The following is a 21,243-nucleotide window of genomic DNA, read 5'->3' as shown; positions in this document are numbered from 1 at the left end:
TAACGGCTAATACGAAGACCATTATGTTGCATAAAACACTGCAGTACTGGACACACCGCCTGACCCGCAAAGGCCCGATCCGTTTGGCGATGACACTGCTGGTGCGTAACGAAATCGATATTATTGAAGACAATATCCGTTTCCATGCGGCGCAGGGTGTTGATTGTTTTGCGGTAATGGACAACGGTTCGACCGATGGTACCCGTGAGCTGCTGGAAACACTGAAAAACGAGTTTGACCTGCACGTTATCGATCAGCCGGCACAGAACTACCAGCAGGCACTGTGGATGACACAGCTGGCAGACTACGCACGCACAGCGTTAAAAGCCGATCTGGTCATTTCCAACGATGCCGATGAATTCTGGCTCGCAGCCGAAGGCACCAGCTTAAAAGATCATCTGCATGCCGATGATTCCGTAGTCACGCTCAAGCGCCGCAATATGGTGCTGACCGAAGAGTGCGTGCAGCCCGGTTACCATTACAGTCAGGCGCAGTACGCGGTAAAGAACCCGATCCTGTACAGTTCAGACACCCAGATTAATGACACTGCCGTATCGATGTTGCTGGTAAAAATCAGTCCGAAAACCATCGTTAATCCACACGGCCTGATTAAGCTTAAAGGCGGCAACCACCGCGCCAAGCATGGCTGGCGCTGGATCAACGCCCGCGAAGAAAGCGGCATTGTGGTTTACCACTATCCGATCCGCAATTACGCCCAGTTTGAAGCCAACATCATCAACCGCCAGCGACTGCTGCGTGACACCAATGCCCGCATGGGCGACCATTACCGGCGCTGGGTAAAACTGTATGAGCAGGGTTTACTGGAGCAGGAGTTCGGTAAGTTTATTCTGTCGGCCAGTGACATTGAAACCACCAACCGCATCGGTCTGACAGAAAAATGTCCCGCCATTGTTAACGCATTTGAACGCAGCCTGAACCGTCCTGCCTGAGCATGGGACGCTTTGTCCTATATAAAATACTGATGTAACCGCGCACAGCTGCGACGAACCGCGTTAAAATAGCGCTTTATCCGGATTCGTCCATGGATGGGTAACGCTTATGACGCAGGGAGTGTCAGTGACTAACATCAGAGAAACCATGCTTAACCTGAAACTACCCCGGGCACCATTATTCTGGATTGCCCTGCTGCTGCTGCTGCCTCTTGCCCTTGAACTGACTTATTCAGACTTTGTCCGCGAAGGTGAATATAACTCACGCATTGGCTGGTCGTTTATTCTGGCGACGCTGGCTTACCTGCTGCAAAAGCGCCGTTTCATTGCTTTGATGCTGCTGCCCTTTGCTATCAGCGGCAGTCTGGATATTGGTTACGCAGTATCGTTCGGCGGGGTATTTACCACTGCTACTCTGGAGGCTGTTGCTTACACCGACAGCAGTGAAGTTTCTGAATTTGTTGCTGCCTATTCCTCCATGACCCTGACCTCCTGGCTGCTGCTGCACTGGAGTATTTATTTTCTGGGCCTGCGCTTTATGCGCCCGGCAGAAGGAACCGGCAGCAGAACCCGCCGTGTCACGATGGTACTTGGCTTTATTCTGATCGCCGTCGTTGCCTACCGCACGACCGTAATGGGACGTTTTCACGATACAATTCCCGGCGTCCTCGGCACCGTGCCTTCTTACCTGAGAGGCAGTGTATCCCTGCAGGAAGAATTCGAGCGACGCCAGACAATGCTGCGAGAAACCGACATCAAAGCTGTGCTGAAAGAAACTCAGCCACAGACTCATATCTTTATTGTTGGTGAATCCGCAAGCCGCAACCACATGGGTATTTATGGTTACCACCGTAATACAACGCCATTCTTAAGCAGCATTAAAGATGAACTGGTCGTATTCGATAACGTCATCAGCAGTCATGCCCAGACCCAGGCATCACTGCGTGCTGCCCTGACGGCAGCAAGTGCTGATCAGGGCGACCAGTACCGTGACGCTCTGAGTGTCATCGATATTGCCAATCTGGCTGGCTATGAAACCTGGTGGATTTCCAACCAGCAGCCGCTGCGAGCAACCATTGCTTCTATCGCTCATCAGGCCGACCACCCTTATTACATCAGCAACGATTTTAATGGCGTGGAAGTAAACCGTTATGACACTTTCATGCTGAACCGGATTGGTGAAGCTCTGGCAGATCCGGCGCCACACAAAGCGATTTTTATTCACATGATGGGCAGTCACGCTCAGTATAAAAACCGCTATCCGGATGACTTTATGGTCTTTAAAGATTCACAGGTCAGCGCCTATACAGAACAACCGGACCAGGGGGTTATCGACGTTATTAATGAGTATGACAACTCAATTCTGTTTGCCGATTTTTTCCTGCAGCAATTATTCTCGCTGGTTAAAGAAAAACAGAATGACGCGGTGGCAACCATCACCTATTTCTCTGACCATGGCGAAGAGGTTTATCAGCAGGCAAACCTGAAAGGACACAGCCCGGATAACCTGACACCTAACATGTTTGAAATTCCTTTTGTGTTCTGGTCATCCGATCAACAGCGGATAACCAGCTACAGAACGCATGAGAGCAGCCCTTTTATGCTGGACAGCTTTTATCATTATGCATCTCAGGTGATGGCTATAGATTCCGCCAATGTAAATCCGGAAGCCGGGCTGATTTCGGACCAGTATCAGCCGCCCGCTGTACGCATGGTTTATAAAACCGGTTATGATACGCAGCTCAGAAATAGCCGATAATCTGACCAAATCACTGACTGCGGGGCACTATGAGTACAGAGAACAAAACTTACCGGATTGGTGCCCTGCTTGGCTCATTGAATGGTGCCGGAGCTGAGAAAACCATTCTGACTCTTTGTACCCGCTTTGCAGAACTGGGGCATAAAGTTGATCTTGTTACCCTGACAGCGCATGCAGACTACCCGCTGCCCAATAATCTGAACCAGATAGTCCTCAGCACTTCAAATAAAAAGAAGGCCAGGCCTGAGTTGGAACGCATTACTCAGGAAGGTAACTATGATTTTTTTGTTACTTCCAAACCAGAATTTTACGATGCCATTCAGGCAAAGAAGAAAGTCTGTTCGGTGCATATAACTCCGACCGCCTGGATCACAGATCCGAAATGGAAGTTTCTGAAACGCGCATCAAAAATCCTGCGCCTGCGCCGGCGCTTCCGTAACAAGCAACTGATTGCACTGTCGCAGGGCATCAAAGACGATCTGGTGAATAATCTGGGTTGTCAGGCGGATAACATTACCGTTATTCCCAACCCTTACCAGATCGAAGAAATCCGCTCACTCGCAAGTCAGGATGGTCCGCTGCCGGATGGCGATTATATTGTCTATGTAGCATCACTGAACAAACGAAAGCGCCAGCAGGATCTTATCCGCGCATTTCAGATGATGAATGCACAAAACCTGAAGCTGGTACTGGTCGGCAAAGGTAATGATGAGAAGCGGCTGCGGTCTTTCTGTGAACAGAATGGCTTGCAGGATAAGGTCCAGTTCTGGGGCTGGGATGCGAACCCCTATCGTTTAATCGCCAACGCCCGCCTGTCACTACTGGCATCTGAAGCCGAAGGCCTGCCACGGGTTCTGGTTGAATCCTTGATTATAGGCACGCCGGTTGTTTCAACCGACTGCCCTTCCGGACCTAAAGAGGTTCTGACCGGCGATCTGCAACCCTATCTGGTGCCGGTGGGTGATGTCGCCGGACTGAGTCAGGCGATGTCCCGGGCATTGAACCAGTATCCCGAACTGTCCAGTCTGGATGTCAGCCGCTATGCGGTAGAGTCCGTTGCCAATCAATATTTAAAGCTGGTTTTCAGCGGCAGCACAGCCTGAAAGACGCGCTGGCTTAACCGCCGCTGTTTCCTCGGCAGATATAAAACCAGCAGCATAAACAGCCATGCTCGGGTAATTTCGTTGCCTACACTCTTTGTTCAGGAAAGCAACAGATCCGGAAGCATTCCGTATTCGTACAAAGCGAATTAATTCTGATTCCGTACGTATAGGTCAGGTAAGACTCTGAATATCTGCAGAGAAACATTTGCCGCTCGCCAGCCCGGACAGGTAGACTGCAGCGCTAACTGTACATGGACCCCGTATGGCTAACTCAGTTTACTTCGCATCAACAACTCTCCACCTCTATACCGCCGCAGCTATCGCTGCCGGACGTCCCGGTGAGGATGCTCATCTGATATTCATCGATCAGCCCGAGGGAAAACCGTATGCGCTGTACGATATTGTCAGTAATTGGCCCGGTTCCCCTTTTTCTTCTGTCAATTTATACTATGGCCGTTTTCCCGGCCTGCTGAATAAACTGAAAAGACGCAGACAGCTGTTTAGCACCCTGAAAAGTAAACTGGCCGAATTGTTACCGGAACATATATTTGTCGGCAATGACCGCCGTATTGAATTCCAGTTTGCCATGCACGCGGCCACAACTCTTGGTTGCAATCCTGTTGGTCATTATATGGACGAGGGAGTATTCACCTATGTGGGCAGAAAAGCCTCCCGTTCATTCAAGGACATGATCATTGATAATTTTATTAAAAAAATCAGTTATGGTATGTGGTGGAAAAATCCTCCAACCATCGGCGGTTCCGACTGGATAAGTTATATACATCCGGCCTTTCCCGACCTGGTACATCCGTTATTACGCGGCAAGCATATAACACCGCTTGATGCTTCCCGTTTCAACAGTCCGGCCATGCTGGAGCTGTCAGAAATGATGATGCTGAATAACGGAGTTGAGCCAGCCGCTCTGGCAGAGATAGATACTTTTGTCACACTGCCTCATGAGTCATTATTTGAGCGAGACCCGGACTATAAGAAACGCATCCTCGCTATCATCCGGCAACAGAGCACACAAGGTAAGCGGGTTGCCGTCAAATACCATCCCCGTAATAAACAGCCGGATCCATTGTCACTCGCTGCTGAAGGTGTTTGCCTGCTACCTTCTCAGGTCAGTTTTGAGGCTTTGCTCCCCTATTTGTCAGATCAATGTGAAGTGTGGGGCGATTTATCTTCAACAATGGTCATGGCACGCTGGCTCCGACCGACCTTAAAAGTGACAGCATTTACTTCTGAGAAGCCTGATTTCTACAAACTGTTTGAAAATATTGGCATTACTACAATGGAAGCCATCTCTCATCCTGATCAGCGCTGATACACACGGTGTGTTAGCGCTCTTTTTATCATGACGTCTCTTCTCATATAACATCGCCGCTATAGTAAAACTTACATATTTGCAGGAACCGAATGACATACATTACCAACCATACGACCAGCCCATTTAAAAATCTCTGGCGTGATATCTCTGCTAATCCTCTGTCTTATATTATTACATTGTTTGTCGCAATTTTTTTGATCGCACAACCCATCAAAAAATCAGTAGCAACCGACGTTAGCATTGTACTCTGGATTCTTGGCTTAATTGTTCTGATATCCGGCAAAGTAAAAATCCGTGCTCTGGTGCCCTACCGCAAAACCATCCTGGCAGGTTTTGCTTTTTTCTTGGTGGCATTGATTTCATTACTGCTATCGGACTACCCGGCAGACCTGCAAACTCTGGAACCTGAATTTCGTCTGCTGTTACTGCCGCTGATAATCGCCGGTATTTATTTCTCAGGCCTGCGTGCTCCTCAGCTGATCTTTGCATTATTACTCGGTGGTATCAGTTATGCTTGGGTCACCCATGACCAGTTAGGTGGCTTTAAAATTGTACGCAGAGTCTTTGGGGATGAGAATTCCGTCGGATTTGGTAATGGTGCTTTCCTCCTGACTACAATTTCTGCCTATTTCTGCCTGTCATTCTGGAAAAGCAGCAAAATTTTTGCAATGACAGCTGCGATTACAGCTATTTTGTACCTATATGCTGCAATAGCCTCCGGTACTCGTGGCAGCTTTCTGGCTGTTCCAGTAATTTTTCTTTTTTTCATTATCCATTTCAGAAGTGTGAAAGTCATTTTTGCCAGTCTCGCGATCGGAACACTTCTGTCGGTCATCATATACCAGACACCGTTACAGTCTGGTATTGATCGCGCTGTAAAAAATTTAACCAGTTACGTTCAGGGGAGCGGAAATAATCTGAGCTCGACAGGCCTGCGACTAAAGCAATGGGAAGCCGCGATATGCATGGCCAAAAAGAAGCCTGTTTTCGGTGTTGGATCCCACCAGTTCCGTCCCGCAAGCCAGAATCCGAATCTTGGCTGCGATTTCAACTCAGAAGGCCGGAAACGCTATTTCGTTCAGGCCCACAGTTTGTATTTTAATACCCTGGCGACCATGGGACTGACAGGCCTTGCCTGTTTGCTGGCGTTTGGATTTTCTCTTTGCCGGGAAAGCCTGAATGTCCGGCCTGACTTTCCGCATAAATATGCAGTGGTGATTATCACGCTGACAATCGCCGGTTATTCCTTAACCGTCGATGGGTTCTTTATACGATTTATTGCTGAAAAACATCTGACGTTACTGGGAGTAATGCTCGGTATTATGTTGCATGGACAGCAGAAGGCAGCGTTACAACGTTAATCCCGGCATCCTGCATAGCACTCAGAAGACTCTCCCGCTGATATTGATTCTGAATGGGAGAGCTCTCTGCACCAACAGCATAACACCGGATGGATGGATCAATCAGACGGGCAGTAAAAAGAGCTGTACTGTTGCAGGAAATAACATAACGGCAGCCAAGCACAGCAATTATTTCCTCAATACAGAGGTAAGGACCGGAAACCGGTTCCATCCCATCTGTTCTGAACTCTGCCGTTAAAGCGCGTGGATGAGGGGCATAAAAAACACGTTCAGGCTTCAATACACCAAGCAGGCTATGTATCTCAGCAGTAACTGTGGCGACAAAGTCATGATTGGTCTGCTGATAGGCAAGGAAATTTTGTCCAATAATAATTGCGTTATCAGATTCACCTGTCTTTGAAAATTGTACAGGGAACGCTATATAACGCTCTTTATCCGCACAATAACCAGTATTCAGACCATAGAACGAATAAATAACATCAATCCATTCAGAATCTGCCCCAAGTTCGTCGCCGTCATATTGCAGAACGCGGTAGCCCGGCGCCAGAATCCTGAGTTTCAGACTCCACTTTTTTAAATTCTTACGGCAGGCGGCAGTGATATTACTGCTGAAGATATTTAATGCACCATCCGGCAACAGTGCGACCTTGCCGAGCTTCTTTCTCCTGAACTGAGCAGTCAGAACATTGTTATAAATATCGTCTATACGGGGGATATATAAAACGCAGGAATCACTACCCACTGAAAGAGATTCAGCAACATTCAACACTGTGCGGGTATTTTCCTTAATAAAACGGATCTTACCCAGCAGACCGCCGTGGTGATTACGGTCCAGCAAGGTCAGATTATTTCTTCCCCGTTCAGCCGCCGCATTCTGCAGCTTATCTGATGTCACGAAGTAATGGGCAACATCACGGTCCACCGATAAATACTGATCTTCTATCGCCATAGCTGCCAACAGTTGCAGTTCAGTCTCAACGATAAAAAGATGCCCTGTCATATCCTGACCATGCTCGGCATTCGTCCGTGAATCAGAGTTCATAATCTGTGAATATTTTTCCAGGTTTTCAGTACACCATCATTAAACGACACGGCTTTGCGCGGTAAACTGAGGAGATTCTGATCAGGCAGTGCCAGACCTTTCACCGTGGTAGTGCCTACACGATATCCGGCTTTGGCTGCCTGCTGTCCGACCTCTTCGCTGAAACTGCCATAGGGGTAACAGATATGATCAACCGTATCACCAAGAAGCTCTTCAAGATTCTGTTTGCTCTGCTGTAATTCCTGCAGACAAACATCTGCATCCAGTTGAGCCAGTCTTGGGTGGGTGACACTGTGGCTGCCGATTTCAATCCCATTGGCATGCACCTCACGAATCTGCTCACGGCTCATTAACGGCTGCGGCTGATGGCCATCCTCTTTCAGCCATTCCGATCGCCCGGACAGCTCACCGGATACGATATAAACCATGGCAGGAAGCTGGTATTTTTTCAGAACAGGGTAGGCATACTGATAAAAATTCTCGTAGCCATCATCAAAGGTAATGGCGACACAGCGCTCAGGGTATTCTCCCTCACCACTCAGAAAACGTGGCACTTCACTCATTGGAATAACATGCTGCCCGGTCAGTTTCAGCATCAGCATCTGTCGGGCAAAACGCTTATAGTAGCAATAGTTTGCCTTCAGCGTTTTTATGTTTCTGAAATCACCCACCTGGTGGTACATCAGGATGGCCAGTTTTCTGTTTGCCGCCATTTCTACAGTCCCCCAAGATAATAAAACAGAGCATAAAGCGCAAAATTCACCAGCAGCAGAATCAGATTACGGACTTTTTTCTGCCGTTTACGGCTGACCGCTTTATTGTCTTCATTGCGGCGACTGGCCTGGAAATGTTCGATATAGGATTTCACATTATCCTTGTCGAAAATTTTTACGTACTCAACCGGCAGGTTAAAGAAGGTCGCGGTATGGGGTTCGTCGTAGGCCAGCTGAAAACTGTCCTGATCACAGTAGTGTTCATTCAGTGCCTGTTTGGCAATCCACTGATCAAGAAACTCCAGCGTAGCTGGCGTATTACGCAGGAAAATCGTCCCGGTGCGGATACTGTGTGACGCGCGCTTACCACCCTGCTCATTAAAGTGAATACCAATATCACCGTCAAAGTCATCGAAGCCGGTAATTTCGCGCCGCACAAATGCATCGGCATCGATGTACAGAACATCGCGCTCAGGGTTATCCAGTAAACACTGGCGCAGCACCCTGGGCTTTAGACCTGTGGTTGCTTCCCAGCAGCTTTGTGGCTCAACCGGAGTGAACTGATAGTCCATCGAAAAACGTTTCAGAGATATTTCCAGACGCTCAATGTCGTCGCGATAGCTCTCGGTATAGAAACCACACACAAGCAGTTTATTCACAATGTTTACCTGACAGTTCTCTTACTGTATCCCTGACTCTGGTCGCATTTAATTCCGCATAACAGGGCGGTGATTCTTCATTCAGGGGACATACTTTTTTCAGACAGGGAGAGCATGAATACGAAGACGCCAGATTAATCACCCGCTCACCATGGGCAGCCGTTAAGGCAACACTGGTGCTGCCGAATACTGAAACGGTAGGCACACCACAGGCAGCCGCAATATGCATCAGGCCGGTATCAACACCAACAGCAGCAGCGCAGCGACTGATAATTCCGGATAACTGCCACAGCGACAGTTTCGGCAGCACCACACCCCACTGCGCCTCCGTGGTCAGTCGTTCCGCCCTTTGTCTTTCCTGTTCACTCCCCCAGGGAAGCAACACCATTTGCTGTTCCTGTTTTGCCTGAGCCAGAAGGTCAATCCAGTTAGCTTCAGGCCAGTGCTTGGACGCCCAGGTCGTTCCATGAAAACAAATCCAGGCACCGGTATATTCAGGAAAAGCATTATCCAGCCTGTGACCCTGAATACCGAAATCAGGTTCCCCCTGGTACTGGTAACCCAACGCCTGTGCGAACAATTTACGCACCCGCTCCACAGCATTCATATCGCGTGGTACGTTGTACCCTTGGCGGTAAAATAAGCGTGTTTCAGAGTCCGTAGCTGAATCTTTGTCGAGTCCGACCACCGGACTGCCGCTGAGCCAGCCGACCCGTGCCGATTTAATCCGGCCCTGGGCATCAATCACCAGATCGTATTTTTCGTGCCGCAGCGCTTTATAAAACGACAACTGCTCGCGCAGCGTTTGCATCGACCAGCGATTTTTTTTCCAGCGTAAGCGCGGATGTCCGATAACCTGCCTGACAGCCGGATGCAAACGGGCAACATCCATAAAGGGCTGTTCACACAGCCAGTCAAAACAGATATCCGGATTAGCTTTTAAGGCGTCAGTTACAGCCGGCAGCGTATGTAAGATATCCCCCAAAGCAGACATCTTAATAATAAGAATTCGTTTCATAGATCCGCGCATTCGTAAGCAACTGCTACGAAAATAAAGGCATGATGACTGTCTGTGTCAGATATGCCGTAACAGTGCCTGTTCAACCAGCTCCAGATTAGGAATCATGGCAGCATCCTGGCCAATGCTGACTGCACTCTGGTCATAGTCCCCCATATGCATGGCTTCTACTTCCTGAATTTCGCTTTCGCGGATATGCACCAGACTTGGAATCCCCTGAACCAGCACCGCATAAAAAGGCATCTGCGGGTGGGCACCCACACCATTCACGATGGCAAAGCGGGCATTGGGGTTGGGAGCCGGAGCAGCCTGGCGGTTAAGCATTTCATAACATAACACCGGCACCGGAGTACCACGCCAGTCGATACGGCCAAGAATCCAGTCAACACTGGAAGCTGTAGTTAACAGATGGGAAAAAGGAATAATTTCCGCCACCGAAACGTTAGGCAGCAGCAGGTTTTTATCCTTCAGCGGAATCAACAGGCAATCGACCTGATCCGGTGTATTGGTTTTAGTGATGGATTGGCTCATGAATATTTATCCAGCTGTGTTTAACGCAATTCACCAGCTGCAGTGCCAGCTGATAAGGGTCGCCGATATAGTTAACGCGATTGGTTTCAATCGCACTTTCCGGCATAGAGGCATTAGCGCAGCTCTGCGGTGCCTGCGCCCATACCGGCACTTTACTGTCATTCAGGCTCATTACCGCTTCAGAGCCATCATTGCCCATGCCGCTGAACAAAATATACCCGGCCCGCTGGCCGAAGTAGTCATTCACATTCAGAATCACCTGATCAATGGATGGTCCATAAGGGCCTGGCCAGGCACGTTCCAGACTGTGTGGCAGCCCGTTACTGTCGAAACGGAATTCATCGCTGATGGGCGCTACCAGCACTTCACCGCAGTTCAGCACTTCACCGGCAACAAAGTTTTTCAATTGATACTGCGCATGACGACCAATGGTCTTGCACAGCGATTCTTCAAAGCGCGGATCGATATGCTGAGCGTAAATAAACGCCACTGGTAAACCACCGGGTAAGGCGTCAAGAAAATCTTTGACCGCTCCCGGCCCGCCTAATGACGCTCCCAGCACCCAGACCTGAGCCGCGGCTTTACCGGTAAAATCCTGATTGGCAAACACACCGGGGAGCGGAATACGGGGGGACGTTGTTGGTGTATTCAGACGATCCAGCACGGAAACATCTTCGGCCACCACCGGCGTCACTTTGATGATTTCACGCATCTTGCCGTACAGGCGTTTTTCCCATTTCGGATACGTGGTGCAGGTTTTTTGCGGCGCTTTTTCCAGGCCCAGCAAGACCGGCACATCGCCATCCAGCAGCTGTTCGAGCCACTGCATATTTTCTTCGTCGTCTTCCTGACGGAGATCCACCAACCAGGCGTCCAGTTGCAGCTCACTGTGATCCAGCAGCACAAAACGCTGCGGATCGGTGTTAATCACCACATCAAACCCGAAATGAATCAAAGCGGATTTGAGCAGGTGTTGCTGCAGCCGGTCGTCGGCCAGGATGCCTACCCTGGGCAAGGCCATGTCAGTGTTCCTCGCGCCCCAGCAGACGGTTCATAGTGCCGAGCAGCAAGTCTTCCTGGAAAGGTTTACCCAGATATTCGTTCACACCAATCGACATCGCCCGCTCACGGTGTTTATCACCGGTACGCGAGGTGATCATAATGATCGGAATATCTTTCAGGCGGGAATCGTGGCGCACCAGCGAGGCAACCTCGAAACCATCCATACGTGGCATTTCGATATCGAGCAGCATCAGATCCGGTTTGTGATCCTGCAGCGTCGCCATCGCATCCACACCGTCTTTGGCTGTGAATACTTCCATACCATTACGCTCCAGCAGGCGGGTCGTTACCTTACGTACCGTCACCGAGTCATCCACTACCAGAATACGCGGCAAGCGGTTTTCCAGTTCGTGACGACGTTCGGCCGCCTGGCTGTCGAGCAGTTTCGCCTGCTGATATTCCAGACTCGCCTGAGTACGGATCATCGCCGGCAGATCAAGAATGATAACCACGCTACCATCACCCAGAATGGTACCGCCGGATACACCCATCACGCTGGCAAACTGCGGACCGAGGGTTTTTACCACGATCTCACGCGAGCCGAGCAGCGAATCCACCTGCAGAGCAAAAGGTATCGCGCCACGAATCAGCAGTACCGGCAACGGCATATGCTGAGCGCTGAATTTCGGTTGTGCTTCGTTTTCCAGCATCACGCCCAGGTATTCGATACGATAGTCGGTACCGGCATAGTGATATTTGCGTTCGGCCTGCGGCTGCTCGTACAGTGACTGCAACTGCGCCACCGGCGCCCGTACGATACCCTGAATGTTATTCAGCGGTACCGCGTACAGGTCGTCACCAACCCGTACCATCAGGGCACGGTTAACCGACACAGTGAACGGCAGACGGATAATAAAGCGGGTACCGGCTCCGGCTTCCGACTGAATCTCAACGCTGCCGCCCATCTGTTTGATTTCGCTGGATACAACGTCCATCCCCACACCACGACCGGAAATCTGGGTCACCGCTTCGGCGGTAGAGAAACCAGCTTGCAGAATAAACTGCATAATTTCCTGATCAGAAAGGTGAGCATCCGGATCCATCAGTCCGCGTTCGATCGCTTTGCGTTTAACCGCCTCGAGATTCACACCGCGGCCATCATCGCTCATGGTCAGAACCACGTCGCCGCCATCGCGGCTGATGTCCAGTTCGATATTACCGACATCCGGTTTACCGGCAGCAGCACGCTGCGCCGGGTTCTCGATACCATGGTCAACCGCGTTACGCACCATGTGCTCGAGCGGCGAAATCATACGTTCGAGGATGGTACGGTCCATCTCACCGTCAGCATTGTGAACACGCAGTTCGACCTGTTTGTCCAGCTCCAGACTGACCTGACGCACAATACGGCGCAGACGCGGAACCAGACGCTGGAACGGTACCATGCGGGTCTTCATCAGACCTTCCTGCAGTTCCGTGTTAACCCGGCTCTGCTGCAGCAACAGGGTTTCTGCATCGCGGGTCTTGTGACTCAGCGTCTCTTTCAGGTCGAGCAAATCCGAAGCCGATTCCACCAGCGCACGCGACAGCTGCTGCATGGCCGAATAGCGGTCCATTTCCAGCGGGTCGAAATCTTCATAATCCGGTCCCTGGCGTTCCTGCCGGAAAATCACCTGAGCTTCGGTTTCCATATCCAGACGGCGCAGCTGATCGCGCAGACGATCCAGCGTCATATCCATCTCTTCGAGGGTATGGGAGAAGTCAGTAACCTGCTGTTCCAGACGACCACGGCCGATGGAGGTTTCACCGGCAAGGTTAACCAGGTTATCGAGCAGATCGGCAGATACTTTCACCAGCTCCTGCGGCGCCTTACGCGCAGCCTGCTGAGCGGCGGCTTTATCCTGTTTTGGTGCTTCCGGCGCTGTACGGCGCAATGGCACAACATTCGAAGCCGGATCGACGGCTGCCGGAGCCGTGTTTTCAACCGGGGCTACTTCAGTAAGAGTCTCTTCAGCTGCACTTTCCTGCGGCTGCATCTCAGCGTCAGCACTGCTGTCAGGCTCGGCATCAATCGTCAGCGGTTCAATAACCAGGGATTTTTCACCCAGCACCACCAGACCGTCAGAGGCCAGCATGGCTTCGACTGCATCAATCTTATTAATCAGCTCATCCTGACGCTGATAAGCTGCCTGGAAGAACGCTGGCGAGCGATCAATCTGCCCCTGCTGAGCCTTCAGGATATTGGCTTCAAAGTTGTGCGCCAGATCGCCGATCTCAGTCAGACCGGCCAGACGCGCACCGCCTTTCAGAGTGTGCAGCACCCGCTGGGCTTCTTCGGCACCTTCGGTGTTGGCCGGTTCCTGTTCCCAGCTGTGCAGCGCACGATCCAGAGACTCCTGCAGCTCGTGAGCTTCTTCGAGGAAGATCTCCAGAATTTCACGGTCTGACTCATCCAGCGTTTCCGACTGCACCACCGGCACAGGAGGCTGTACGCTTAATTCATCAGCGTCATTTTCTTCAGCTGTCAGCTCATCCAGCTCTTCCGGCAACTCGCCATAGGCTTCACCTTTCAGATACTGGCGGATAGCCACAATCATTTCATCCGCAGCCTGCGGGCGTACGCCTTCGCGCACGGCATCCAGCTGGCTTCCCAGCTCATCATGGGCACGGTCCAACAGATCGAAAATCTGCACCTGAACCGCCAGACGGCCGTCATTAATATTTTCGTACAGCGTTTCCAGCTCATGGCAGAGGTCAGCAACTTCCGACAACTCAGCCATACGTGCGCCACCCTTCAGGGTGTGCAGTTCACGCTGCAGCTGGGCAACATGCAGTAAGTTATCCGGATGCTGGCGCCAGCGCTGGATAGCGGTTTCGACGGATTCGGTGATTTCCTGCGCTTCTTCGAGGAAAATCTCCAGAATTTCGTCTTCGTCACCATCCTCTACCGCCGGCAGCGGCAGCATTTCCATTTCGTTGCGCGTTTCGGTCTGTGCTATTGGCTGAACAACAGGAGGGACAGCAGGCTGCAATTCAGATTCCGCACGTGGCAAATCTTCATCCTGCAGGCCCTGCTCTTCTGGCAGAGCTGACAGCAGCTCTTCGTCGATTTCATCACTCAGGTCGAAGGCAGAACCGGCAACGTCTTCAACCCCGGCATCCGTATCATCGCCGGCATCCAAAACATCACCAGCAATATCGGCCAGAGTAATGTCGTCTTCGTCGATATCAATCGTCAGGTCTGTACTGTCGGTGTCATCAGCCTCGGTGTCATCGGTAGCTGTTTCATCGGCAACGATGTCATCCAGCTGCAGTACCGGCAAATCATCATCGGAGACTTCCGGCAGCGGGAATTGCCAGCTGCGGATGCGCATCAGCAATTCATCCGGACTCTGGGTTTCCTGACCAGCCGCCAGGCAATCCATCATAGCCAGCACGGCTTCATGAGCTTCAGCTGCCAGTGCCAGTAAATCTTCGGTTGGCTCAGCCTGCTCATTCTGAATGCGCAGGTAGAGATTATTCAATGCATCAGCAAGCGCCTGAATATGCGGAACTTCCGCTTCGGCAGCACCGCCAGCAACTTCCTGCAGATCCTGCCCCAGCGCAGTCAGTACGCTGTCATCATGATCTTTATGCCAGCGGTTCAGCAGGCGGTCGGCATCCAGCAGTGAATCCATGCCCTGCGCCAGGAACTGGGCAATCGCCTGAGGATTCGGTCCACGACGGGAAGAATGCTCAACACGCAGTGGTTCCAGCAGCTGTTTTTCCAGTTGCTGCAGACGCTCAACATAAGCGTCGGCACCCTCAATATGTTCGGCCAGCAGCAGCTCGCGGGTTTCCAGTGCTGAAGCGATCAGCGCCGAACCTGTGGCAATCAGCCCGACGACTTCTGCACTGTTGTTAATCTGATAGGCACGCAGTTCTTTAACAAGGCGCTCCAGTGGCGAAGCCACATTGGCGATGGCGGTAATACCGGCCATATGCGCACTGCCTTTTAACGTATGCAGCGCACGCTGCAGCTGATCGCTGAGAGCGTTGATAAAGTCTTCTGTACGTGACTCCTGAACAAACTCATCCAGCGTCACCAGATGCGAGCGTGCTTCGCCTTCAAACACTTCCAGCAGAGCGTCGTCTTCATCTTCATCACTGCTGTCTTCCGTCTCGGCGACGGTCTGAGTATCGGCAACGGCCAGCGGCTCTTCTCCGCCTTGCGGCTGCAGTGTCTGCGAAAAGGCAGCAACACTCTCACCAGCGGCCAGAGCGGTGGCGTAATCCATCAGGGGTTGTGTCGGGATGGATGCAGGACGCTTCTGGCGGAAATCATCAATCAGCAATGGCAGCTGGGTGATTACATGGTCAACCAGTGCAATCAGGTTGGCATCAATCTCAATGGTGTTGTCGAGTACACGGTTAAACATGTTCTCAATGGACCAGGCCAGCTCACCGATAAATTCGGCTCTGACCATACGGCCACTGCCTTTCAGAGTATGGAATGCACGACGCACAGTGGTCAGCGCTTCCTTATCGGCGGGATCTGATACCAGTTGTGGCCAGAATTCATTCAGGGTTTCGGTCACTTCCTCAGCTTCTTCGAGGAAGATTTCGATAATCTCATCGTCGATCAGGTCGTCGTCATCGTCATCCGCCGCTGCAGTAGCGCTTGCAGTAACAACTTCTGCCTCAGAAACAACCTCTGCACTGTCGGACTCTGCAGCTGTAATATCGTATTCTGCAGCACTCTGTTCTTCTGCAGCCTGCTCTTCACGCAGGTGATCGACCAGCTCATGCAAGTCAGCCGTATCATCTTCTGCCTGCAGTTCGTCAAAATCGAAACTGATATCCTCACCAGCCACACTATCCAGGCTGACCACATTATCGTCGCGGTCAGTCTCAGGCTCTGGTAATTCAATATCGGTTACGACATCAGGGCCAACATCCTCGGCGCTCAGATCAAGATCGGCTTCTTCCAGCTGTACAGCCTGATGCAGCTCGGGTTCTGCATGAACAATCTCTGCATCTTCGTCGTCATCAATAGCAAGCGCTTCGCCAAACGAAGTGACATCTACTTCCGGCAGGTTTTCATCCCCTTCAAAGGAAATATCATCGAGCGAGTCGCTCAATGATTCTGTCGCCGGTAAATCCTGCAGTGAGACTTCGGCTTTATCCAGCAACTCAGCACCGGCACTGCGCGGGTTCTCAGAGTAACGCTCAATAAAGTATTCAACACCACTCAGGACGTCGGCCAGAATATCCAGCACCGACCATTGTGGCTTCAGACGTTCATCAATCAGCTGCGTTTGCACAAAAGCGGCAGCACGCGACAGGATACCCGCCACCCGTGGCAGCGGGATCATGTTCAGCGAACCTTCAATGGTGTGCAGCAGGCCCGGAACATCCTGCAGCTCGTCAACCGACCATTGCTTGGCAATGTATTCAACGATGGCGTCTTTTACCTGCTCCAGCACATTACGCGCTTCGCGCAGTACAGCCTTCTGAGCATCAGACAGGGTGCTTTCACCGGCATGGGCATTCAGGTCGCCCTCACGCTGCATACCACTGAGGGTGGCTTCGATATACAGCAAGGCTCCGGCCATATCGAGCAGATGACTGTCATCAATATCACCACTGTCCAGCAGACGGGCAACCAGACTCTGCTGTTCCTGCATCACCTTACGCGGCATGCCCAGACCGAGCATACCCATGGTATCGGCAACCTGTTTCAGGTTTGGCGCAATCGCTGCCAGAGAATCTTTACGGTCATCGTCACTGCGTACCAGCAGATCAAGACGATCTTTAATAGCCGCAATTTCTTCCACCAGCGCGCCCAGCACATGACCGACGGTATCGCGGTCGGGGCCGGATAACGCATCACGTTCCTGCTGGATTTCTGCTTCTGTCGGCAGCGCCTGACGCAGACCAAACTGTTCCTGTGCCTGACGGATAGCTTCACCGCTGACATCTGTACGGGCGACATAAAACAGCAGGTTCTTCAGCAGCTCATCCGATGGCGGCTGATTAATAGCCGCCGCGCCTTCTTCAATGGCGGTTTTCAGCAAATGATCCAGCTGACGCAGCAGTTGTTTGGCACTGTTTGGCAAATGTTGCTGCTTGAGCAGCCATTCGCTGAATGCCAGCGCCGGCAACCACACCAGACCCTGTGGCGTTTTACCCAGCGCTTTGTGCAGTCGGGCGAAAGCTTTGTTCAGGTATTGTTTGGCGACATCCGGCTGTTTGTTCTGCAGCAACTGCAGGGTGGCAGTCTGCAGCATCTGACGGATTTTGCGTGCCCAGTTACGGAAATCATCACTGGCATAAGTCGCCGCCTGAGCGTCGGTCAATGCAGCATTCTGCTGAATGTTCGGGGCGAACAGGGCCGTTTCAGACAGGAAACTTTCGCCCCGCGCTGAACGCAGTTCGTTAAGAATTGGCAGCAGTACCACCGGCAGATCGCGGCGACCGACTTTGACGTGCTCAAGGTAATGCGGCAGCTGAATAATGGCCTGCATCAGCACTTCGAGACCGTCGCGCTCATTGCCCAGCGCAGAGTCGGCCAGCGCTGACGCGATAGCCTCCATCTCTTCAGCCAGCAGAGCGGCACCATAGAATTCGACCATCTGCAGAGTACCGTGAATCTGATGCAGGTAACTCAGGCAGAATTTCAGCCGGCTTTTGTCCTGGGGATTCTCCACATAAGCTTCCAGCGCCTGCTGGGCCTGTTGCAGAGTCTCTTCGATTTCCCCTTTTACCCATTCCAGGGCGATGTAGTCCTGGCTCATCGCCTTGTGGTCTCCCCTGTCGAATTCGATTGCTTACGCACAAACGCGGATACCCGGCTGCTATGAACCTGTTCCAGTAACGGATGCTGCCAGTCCACCATTTCCCCAAGACCAATCACTAATATGCCACCGGGAGCGAGACGCTCGGCGAGGACATTAAGAATTTCACGGCGACGCCAGCGACGGAAATAAATCAGTACATTCTGGCAATAAATAACATGCTGAGACTGCAGCGGGCAGTTGGCCAGATTCAGGATATTAACCTGACTGAAACAACAGCGCTGACGCAGCGTGTCGGATACCTGCACCGGGCTGCCCGGCTGCAGATCCCTGAACCCCAGCTGGCGGTATTCATTCGCGACCCAATCGAGGGCACGTGGCTGATAACGGCCGGCACGGGCTTTACGTAATACGATGGTGGATATATCAGTGCCGGTGACGGCATAACGTTTACCCTGTGGAGTCAGGTAACGCTCTGCCACCATGGCCAGGCTGTAGGCTTCTTCGCCGGAAGAGCAACCGACACTCCAGAATTCCAGCGTGTCATCGCTGCCAGCTTCTGCTGCTTTTTGCTGCACAAATTGTTCAACAAAAGCAAAAGCATCGGGATCACGGAAGAAGCGGGTTTCCTGAACGGTCAGACGGTCGACCAGCGTGCTCCATTCAATCGCACCCGAGGCACCATTAACGATGCGCTCGTAGTATTCCTGATAGTTGTCACAGCCGACTTCGCGCATCCGCAGACCAAGACTGGTCTGCAGAAACGAGCGGCGTTGTGGCGCCAGGCACATCCCGGTGCGCTCTTCCAGCAAACTCTGCCAGCGAACGAACTGAGCGTCGTCCATTTCCGGAACGGTGCTCAAACCTGTACGTAACTGATGGTTCATTAAAAGTCATCCAACCATCTGTCAGGTTACAGCACCTGTCGTTGATGAAGGTCCAGCTCTGCTTCCGGCAGTTTGAAGCCGGCTACTGATTCACGCAGCTTGTTGGCCATTTCCGCCAGATTACCAATCGACTTCGCGGTTGCAGTAGTACCCGCAGAAGTCTGCGAAGTAATTTCCTGAATAACGTTCATCGTGTTGGAAATATGACCCGCAGACGACGCCTGCTGACGGGCCGCGTTGGAAATGTTCTGAATCAGTTCCGCAAGGTTTTTAGATACGTTTTCAATTTCTTCCAGTGCCACACCCGCGTCCTGCGCCAGACGTGCACCGCGCACCACCTCGGAGGTGGTGGTTTCCATCGAGATTACTGCCTCGTTGGTATCGTTCTGAATCGTTTTAACCAGTGCTTCAATCTGCTTGGTCGCAGCGGCTGAACGTTCTGCCAGACGCTGTACCTCGTCCGCAACCACCGCGAAGCCCCGGCCGGCGTCACCGGCCATGGATGCCTGAATCGCAGCGTTCAGGGACAGAATGTTGGTCTGGTCAGCAATATCGGTAATCAGGGAGATGATGTCACCAATCTCCTGTGAGGATTCACCCAGACGTTTAATACGCTTGGAGGTTTCCTGAATCTGTTCACGGATGTTATCCATGCCGTTAATGGTTGCCTGTACCACTTCCGCACCTTTGTTGGCGATCGCTACCGACCGCTCCGCAACCGCAGATGATTCCGAGGCGTTGGCCGATACCTGGTCAATGGACACCGCCATCTCGTTGATCGCCGCAGAAGCACCGGCAATTTCCTGCGCCTGGTGTTCAGAAGCTTCCGCCAGGTGCATCGCCGTGGCCTGAGTTTCCTGGGCCGCCGAAGATACCTGTACCGCTGTTTCGTTAATCGCCGATACCAGAGAGCGCATCTGGTCGATCGCGTAGTTGATGGAGTCAGCAATCGCACCGGTAAAGTCTTCGGTTACCGTCGCAGAGGCTGTTAAGTCACCGTCCGCAAGGTCAGCAATTTCGTCCAGCAGACGTAGAATCGCCATCTGGTTCTGTTCGTTCTTATTCGCCGTTGCATCCAGGTCACGACGGGTTTCGCGGTAAGACACCACACCAAACGCCACCATCATAACCAGAGCCAGCATCGCAGAAACATAACCAACGATCTGGAAATTTCCCCGTTCACCGGCACCCGCCTGAATGGTTTCGGTCAGCTTGGATGTCTGCTCCAGCAGCGTACGGGAGTCGTTAAAGATAGAGTCCGATGCTTCACGCACCTGGAACAGTTCAGGAGAGGTTTCCAGAATCTCGTCAACGGAGCCGGATACGAATTCAAACAGTTCAGCAACTTCCGCCAATGCGTAAATTGCTTCTTCATCTTTTACCTGAGAGATGTTCATGGCCACATTGCCCTGAATCATACCGTTCAGTACGCGGCCAAACAGCGAGGCGTCACGGCCAAAGGCGTCCGCGGCCATTACCGCATCTTCACCACCGGCCAGTACTTTGTTAACGGAGCGTACGATACGTTCTGCCAGCCAGGACTGACGCTGTGCTACCGCAACCTGATCGGCCGGCGCACCGTTATCCAGCAGAATTTCTACAATCTCGTCATATTCCACCTGCAGCTGCGGAATGGTTTCTGCCAGCGTCGCGGCAACTTCGTGGAGGGAGAGAATAATATCCTGAGCACGGATAATCTGGTCAGCGTTGCCCTGAACTTTATTCCAGACGCCTTCTACGTTGGTCATGGTAGCAACTTCTGCTGGCGGCAGGCCGTTAGCAGAATCACCCTTGGTCAGGTAACCCCAGCGGGTCGCGAAGTTATCACGGGCAATTTTCAACTGACCGAATGCTTCCCGTTTACCACCCGCGGCTTCTACCGCGTTCTTTGCCAGTTCCTGCGACAGTACGCGCAGCTCACCGGCGTGATCAATGTATTGCTCATCCTGGTTTGCCAAAAGGTTTACGTACACCGTAATACCGATAAACACCGCCAGAAACACGAACAACAGACCCGCCAGAACACCGTTAATCCGGTTTCTGAAGACCGTCGACAAGACGCTTCCTGTATTTCCGCTCATGCCGTTCTCTCCACACTCACTGCATGTATTT

The 21,243-nt window shown here is 51.8% G+C and carries 14 protein-coding genes; 5 read left to right on the top strand and 9 right to left on the bottom strand.

Annotated features, from left to right (window positions below; all coding sequences use genetic code 11):
• The first annotated feature begins 23 nt into the window (after positions 1-23).
• The 5 genes from LGT44_RS08395 (at position 24) to LGT44_RS08375 (ending at position 6,503) form a co-directional block, all read left to right on the top strand.
• Entirely contained in the window at positions 24-950 is a 927-nt protein-coding gene (locus LGT44_RS08395) for a glycosyltransferase family 2 protein (RefSeq protein ID WP_230331084.1), read from the top strand.
• A 127-nt stretch (positions 951-1,077) separates the two neighbouring features.
• Positions 1,078-2,709 (top strand): phosphoethanolamine transferase, encoded by a 1,632-nt coding sequence (locus LGT44_RS20140; protein ID WP_230331083.1) that lies wholly within the window; start codon positions 1,078-1,080, stop codon positions 2,707-2,709.
• 29 nt (positions 2,710-2,738) lie between these two features.
• Complete coding sequence (locus LGT44_RS08385) at positions 2,739-3,812, top strand: glycosyltransferase (protein WP_230331082.1); 1,074 nt, start codon at positions 2,739-2,741, stop codon at positions 3,810-3,812.
• A 262-nt stretch (positions 3,813-4,074) separates the two neighbouring features.
• Entirely contained in the window at positions 4,075-5,139 is a 1,065-nt protein-coding gene (locus tag LGT44_RS08380) for a polysialyltransferase family glycosyltransferase (RefSeq protein ID WP_230331081.1), read from the top strand.
• Between the two features lie 92 nt (positions 5,140-5,231).
• Complete coding sequence (locus LGT44_RS08375) at positions 5,232-6,503, top strand: O-antigen ligase family protein (RefSeq protein WP_230331080.1); 1,272 nt, start codon at positions 5,232-5,234, stop codon at positions 6,501-6,503.
• Here LGT44_RS08375 and LGT44_RS08370 read toward each other — a convergent pair.
• Genes LGT44_RS08370 through LGT44_RS08330 form a run of 9 tightly spaced genes read right to left on the bottom strand, consistent with a single transcriptional unit; the run spans position 6,463 to position 21,212 of the window.
• Positions 6,463-7,503: an alpha-2,8-polysialyltransferase family protein gene (locus LGT44_RS08370; RefSeq protein WP_230331079.1), complete on the bottom strand. Its 1,041-nt coding sequence runs from the start codon at positions 7,501-7,503 to the stop codon at positions 6,463-6,465. The two genes, LGT44_RS08375 and LGT44_RS08370, sit on opposite strands and share 41 nt — an antisense overlap.
• 38 nt (positions 7,504-7,541) lie before the next feature.
• Complete coding sequence (locus LGT44_RS08365; protein WP_230331078.1) at positions 7,542-8,258, bottom strand: polysaccharide deacetylase family protein; 717 nt, start codon at positions 8,256-8,258, stop codon at positions 7,542-7,544.
• 2 nt (positions 8,259-8,260) lie between these two features.
• Positions 8,261-8,917: a putative nucleotide-diphospho-sugar transferase gene (locus LGT44_RS08360; protein ID WP_230331077.1), complete on the bottom strand. Its 657-nt coding sequence runs from the start codon at positions 8,915-8,917 to the stop codon at positions 8,261-8,263.
• Positions 8,910-9,935, bottom strand: a complete 1,026-nt coding sequence (waaC, locus tag LGT44_RS08355) for a lipopolysaccharide heptosyltransferase I (protein WP_230331076.1) — start codon at positions 9,933-9,935, stop codon at positions 8,910-8,912. Before waaC ends, LGT44_RS08360 begins: the two co-directional genes overlap by 8 nt.
• 57 nt (positions 9,936-9,992) lie before the next feature.
• Entirely contained in the window at positions 9,993-10,466 is a 474-nt protein-coding gene (locus tag LGT44_RS08350) for a chemotaxis protein CheW (RefSeq protein WP_145466901.1), read from the bottom strand.
• On the bottom strand, positions 10,447-11,487 hold the full coding sequence (locus LGT44_RS08345; protein WP_230331075.1) for a chemotaxis protein CheB: 1,041 nt from the start codon (positions 11,485-11,487) through the stop codon (positions 10,447-10,449). Before LGT44_RS08345 ends, LGT44_RS08350 begins: the two co-directional genes overlap by 20 nt.
• Position 11,488: 1 nt before the next feature.
• On the bottom strand, positions 11,489-18,244 hold the full coding sequence (locus LGT44_RS08340; RefSeq protein WP_230331074.1) for an Hpt domain-containing protein: 6,756 nt from the start codon (positions 18,242-18,244) through the stop codon (positions 11,489-11,491).
• The gene (locus tag LGT44_RS08335; RefSeq protein ID WP_230331073.1) at positions 18,241-19,131 is read right to left on the bottom strand and encodes a CheR family methyltransferase; all 891 of its coding nucleotides are present in this window, start codon (positions 19,129-19,131) and stop codon (positions 18,241-18,243) included. Before LGT44_RS08335 ends, LGT44_RS08340 begins: the two co-directional genes overlap by 4 nt.
• A gap of 26 nt (positions 19,132-19,157) precedes the next feature.
• On the bottom strand, positions 19,158-21,212 hold the full coding sequence (locus tag LGT44_RS08330) for a methyl-accepting chemotaxis protein (RefSeq protein WP_145466909.1): 2,055 nt from the start codon (positions 21,210-21,212) through the stop codon (positions 19,158-19,160).
• Positions 21,213-21,243: the final 31 nt, after the last annotated feature.

Source organism: Thalassolituus alkanivorans (assembly GCF_020447205.1).
Classification (GTDB): domain Bacteria; phylum Pseudomonadota; class Gammaproteobacteria; order Pseudomonadales; family Oceanobacteraceae; genus Venatoribacter; species Venatoribacter alkanivorans.
This window is presented reverse-complemented; position numbering and strand designations above follow the sequence as displayed.

Excerpts from the sequence above, each read along its gene's own strand:
- LGT44_RS08395 (WP_230331084.1), top strand. The coding sequence starts at position 24 with ATGTTGCATAAAACACTGCAGTACTGGACACACCGCCTGACCCGCAAA.
- LGT44_RS08385 (WP_230331082.1), top strand. The coding sequence starts at position 2,739 with ATGAGTACAGAGAACAAAACTTACCGGATTGGTGCCCTGCTTGGCTCA.
- LGT44_RS08380 (WP_230331081.1), top strand. The coding sequence starts at position 4,075 with ATGGCTAACTCAGTTTACTTCGCATCAACAACTCTCCACCTCTATACC.
- LGT44_RS08375 (WP_230331080.1), top strand. The coding sequence starts at position 5,232 with ATGACATACATTACCAACCATACGACCAGCCCATTTAAAAATCTCTGG.
- LGT44_RS08370 (WP_230331079.1), bottom strand. The coding sequence starts at position 7,503 with ATGACAGGGCATCTTTTTATCGTTGAGACTGAACTGCAACTGTTGGCA.
- LGT44_RS08365 (WP_230331078.1), bottom strand. The coding sequence starts at position 8,258 with ATGGCGGCAAACAGAAAACTGGCCATCCTGATGTACCACCAGGTGGGT.
- waaC (WP_230331076.1), bottom strand. The coding sequence starts at position 9,935 with ATGAAACGAATTCTTATTATTAAGATGTCTGCTTTGGGGGATATCTTA.
- LGT44_RS08350 (WP_145466901.1), bottom strand. The coding sequence starts at position 10,466 with ATGAGCCAATCCATCACTAAAACCAATACACCGGATCAGGTCGATTGC.
- LGT44_RS08345 (WP_230331075.1), bottom strand. The coding sequence starts at position 11,487 with ATGGCCTTGCCCAGGGTAGGCATCCTGGCCGACGACCGGCTGCAGCAA.
- LGT44_RS08340 (WP_230331074.1), bottom strand. The coding sequence starts at position 18,244 with ATGAGCCAGGACTACATCGCCCTGGAATGGGTAAAAGGGGAAATCGAA.
- LGT44_RS08335 (WP_230331073.1), bottom strand. The coding sequence starts at position 19,131 with ATGAACCATCAGTTACGTACAGGTTTGAGCACCGTTCCGGAAATGGAC.
- LGT44_RS08330 (WP_145466909.1), bottom strand. The coding sequence starts at position 21,212 with ATGAGCGGAAATACAGGAAGCGTCTTGTCGACGGTCTTCAGAAACCGG.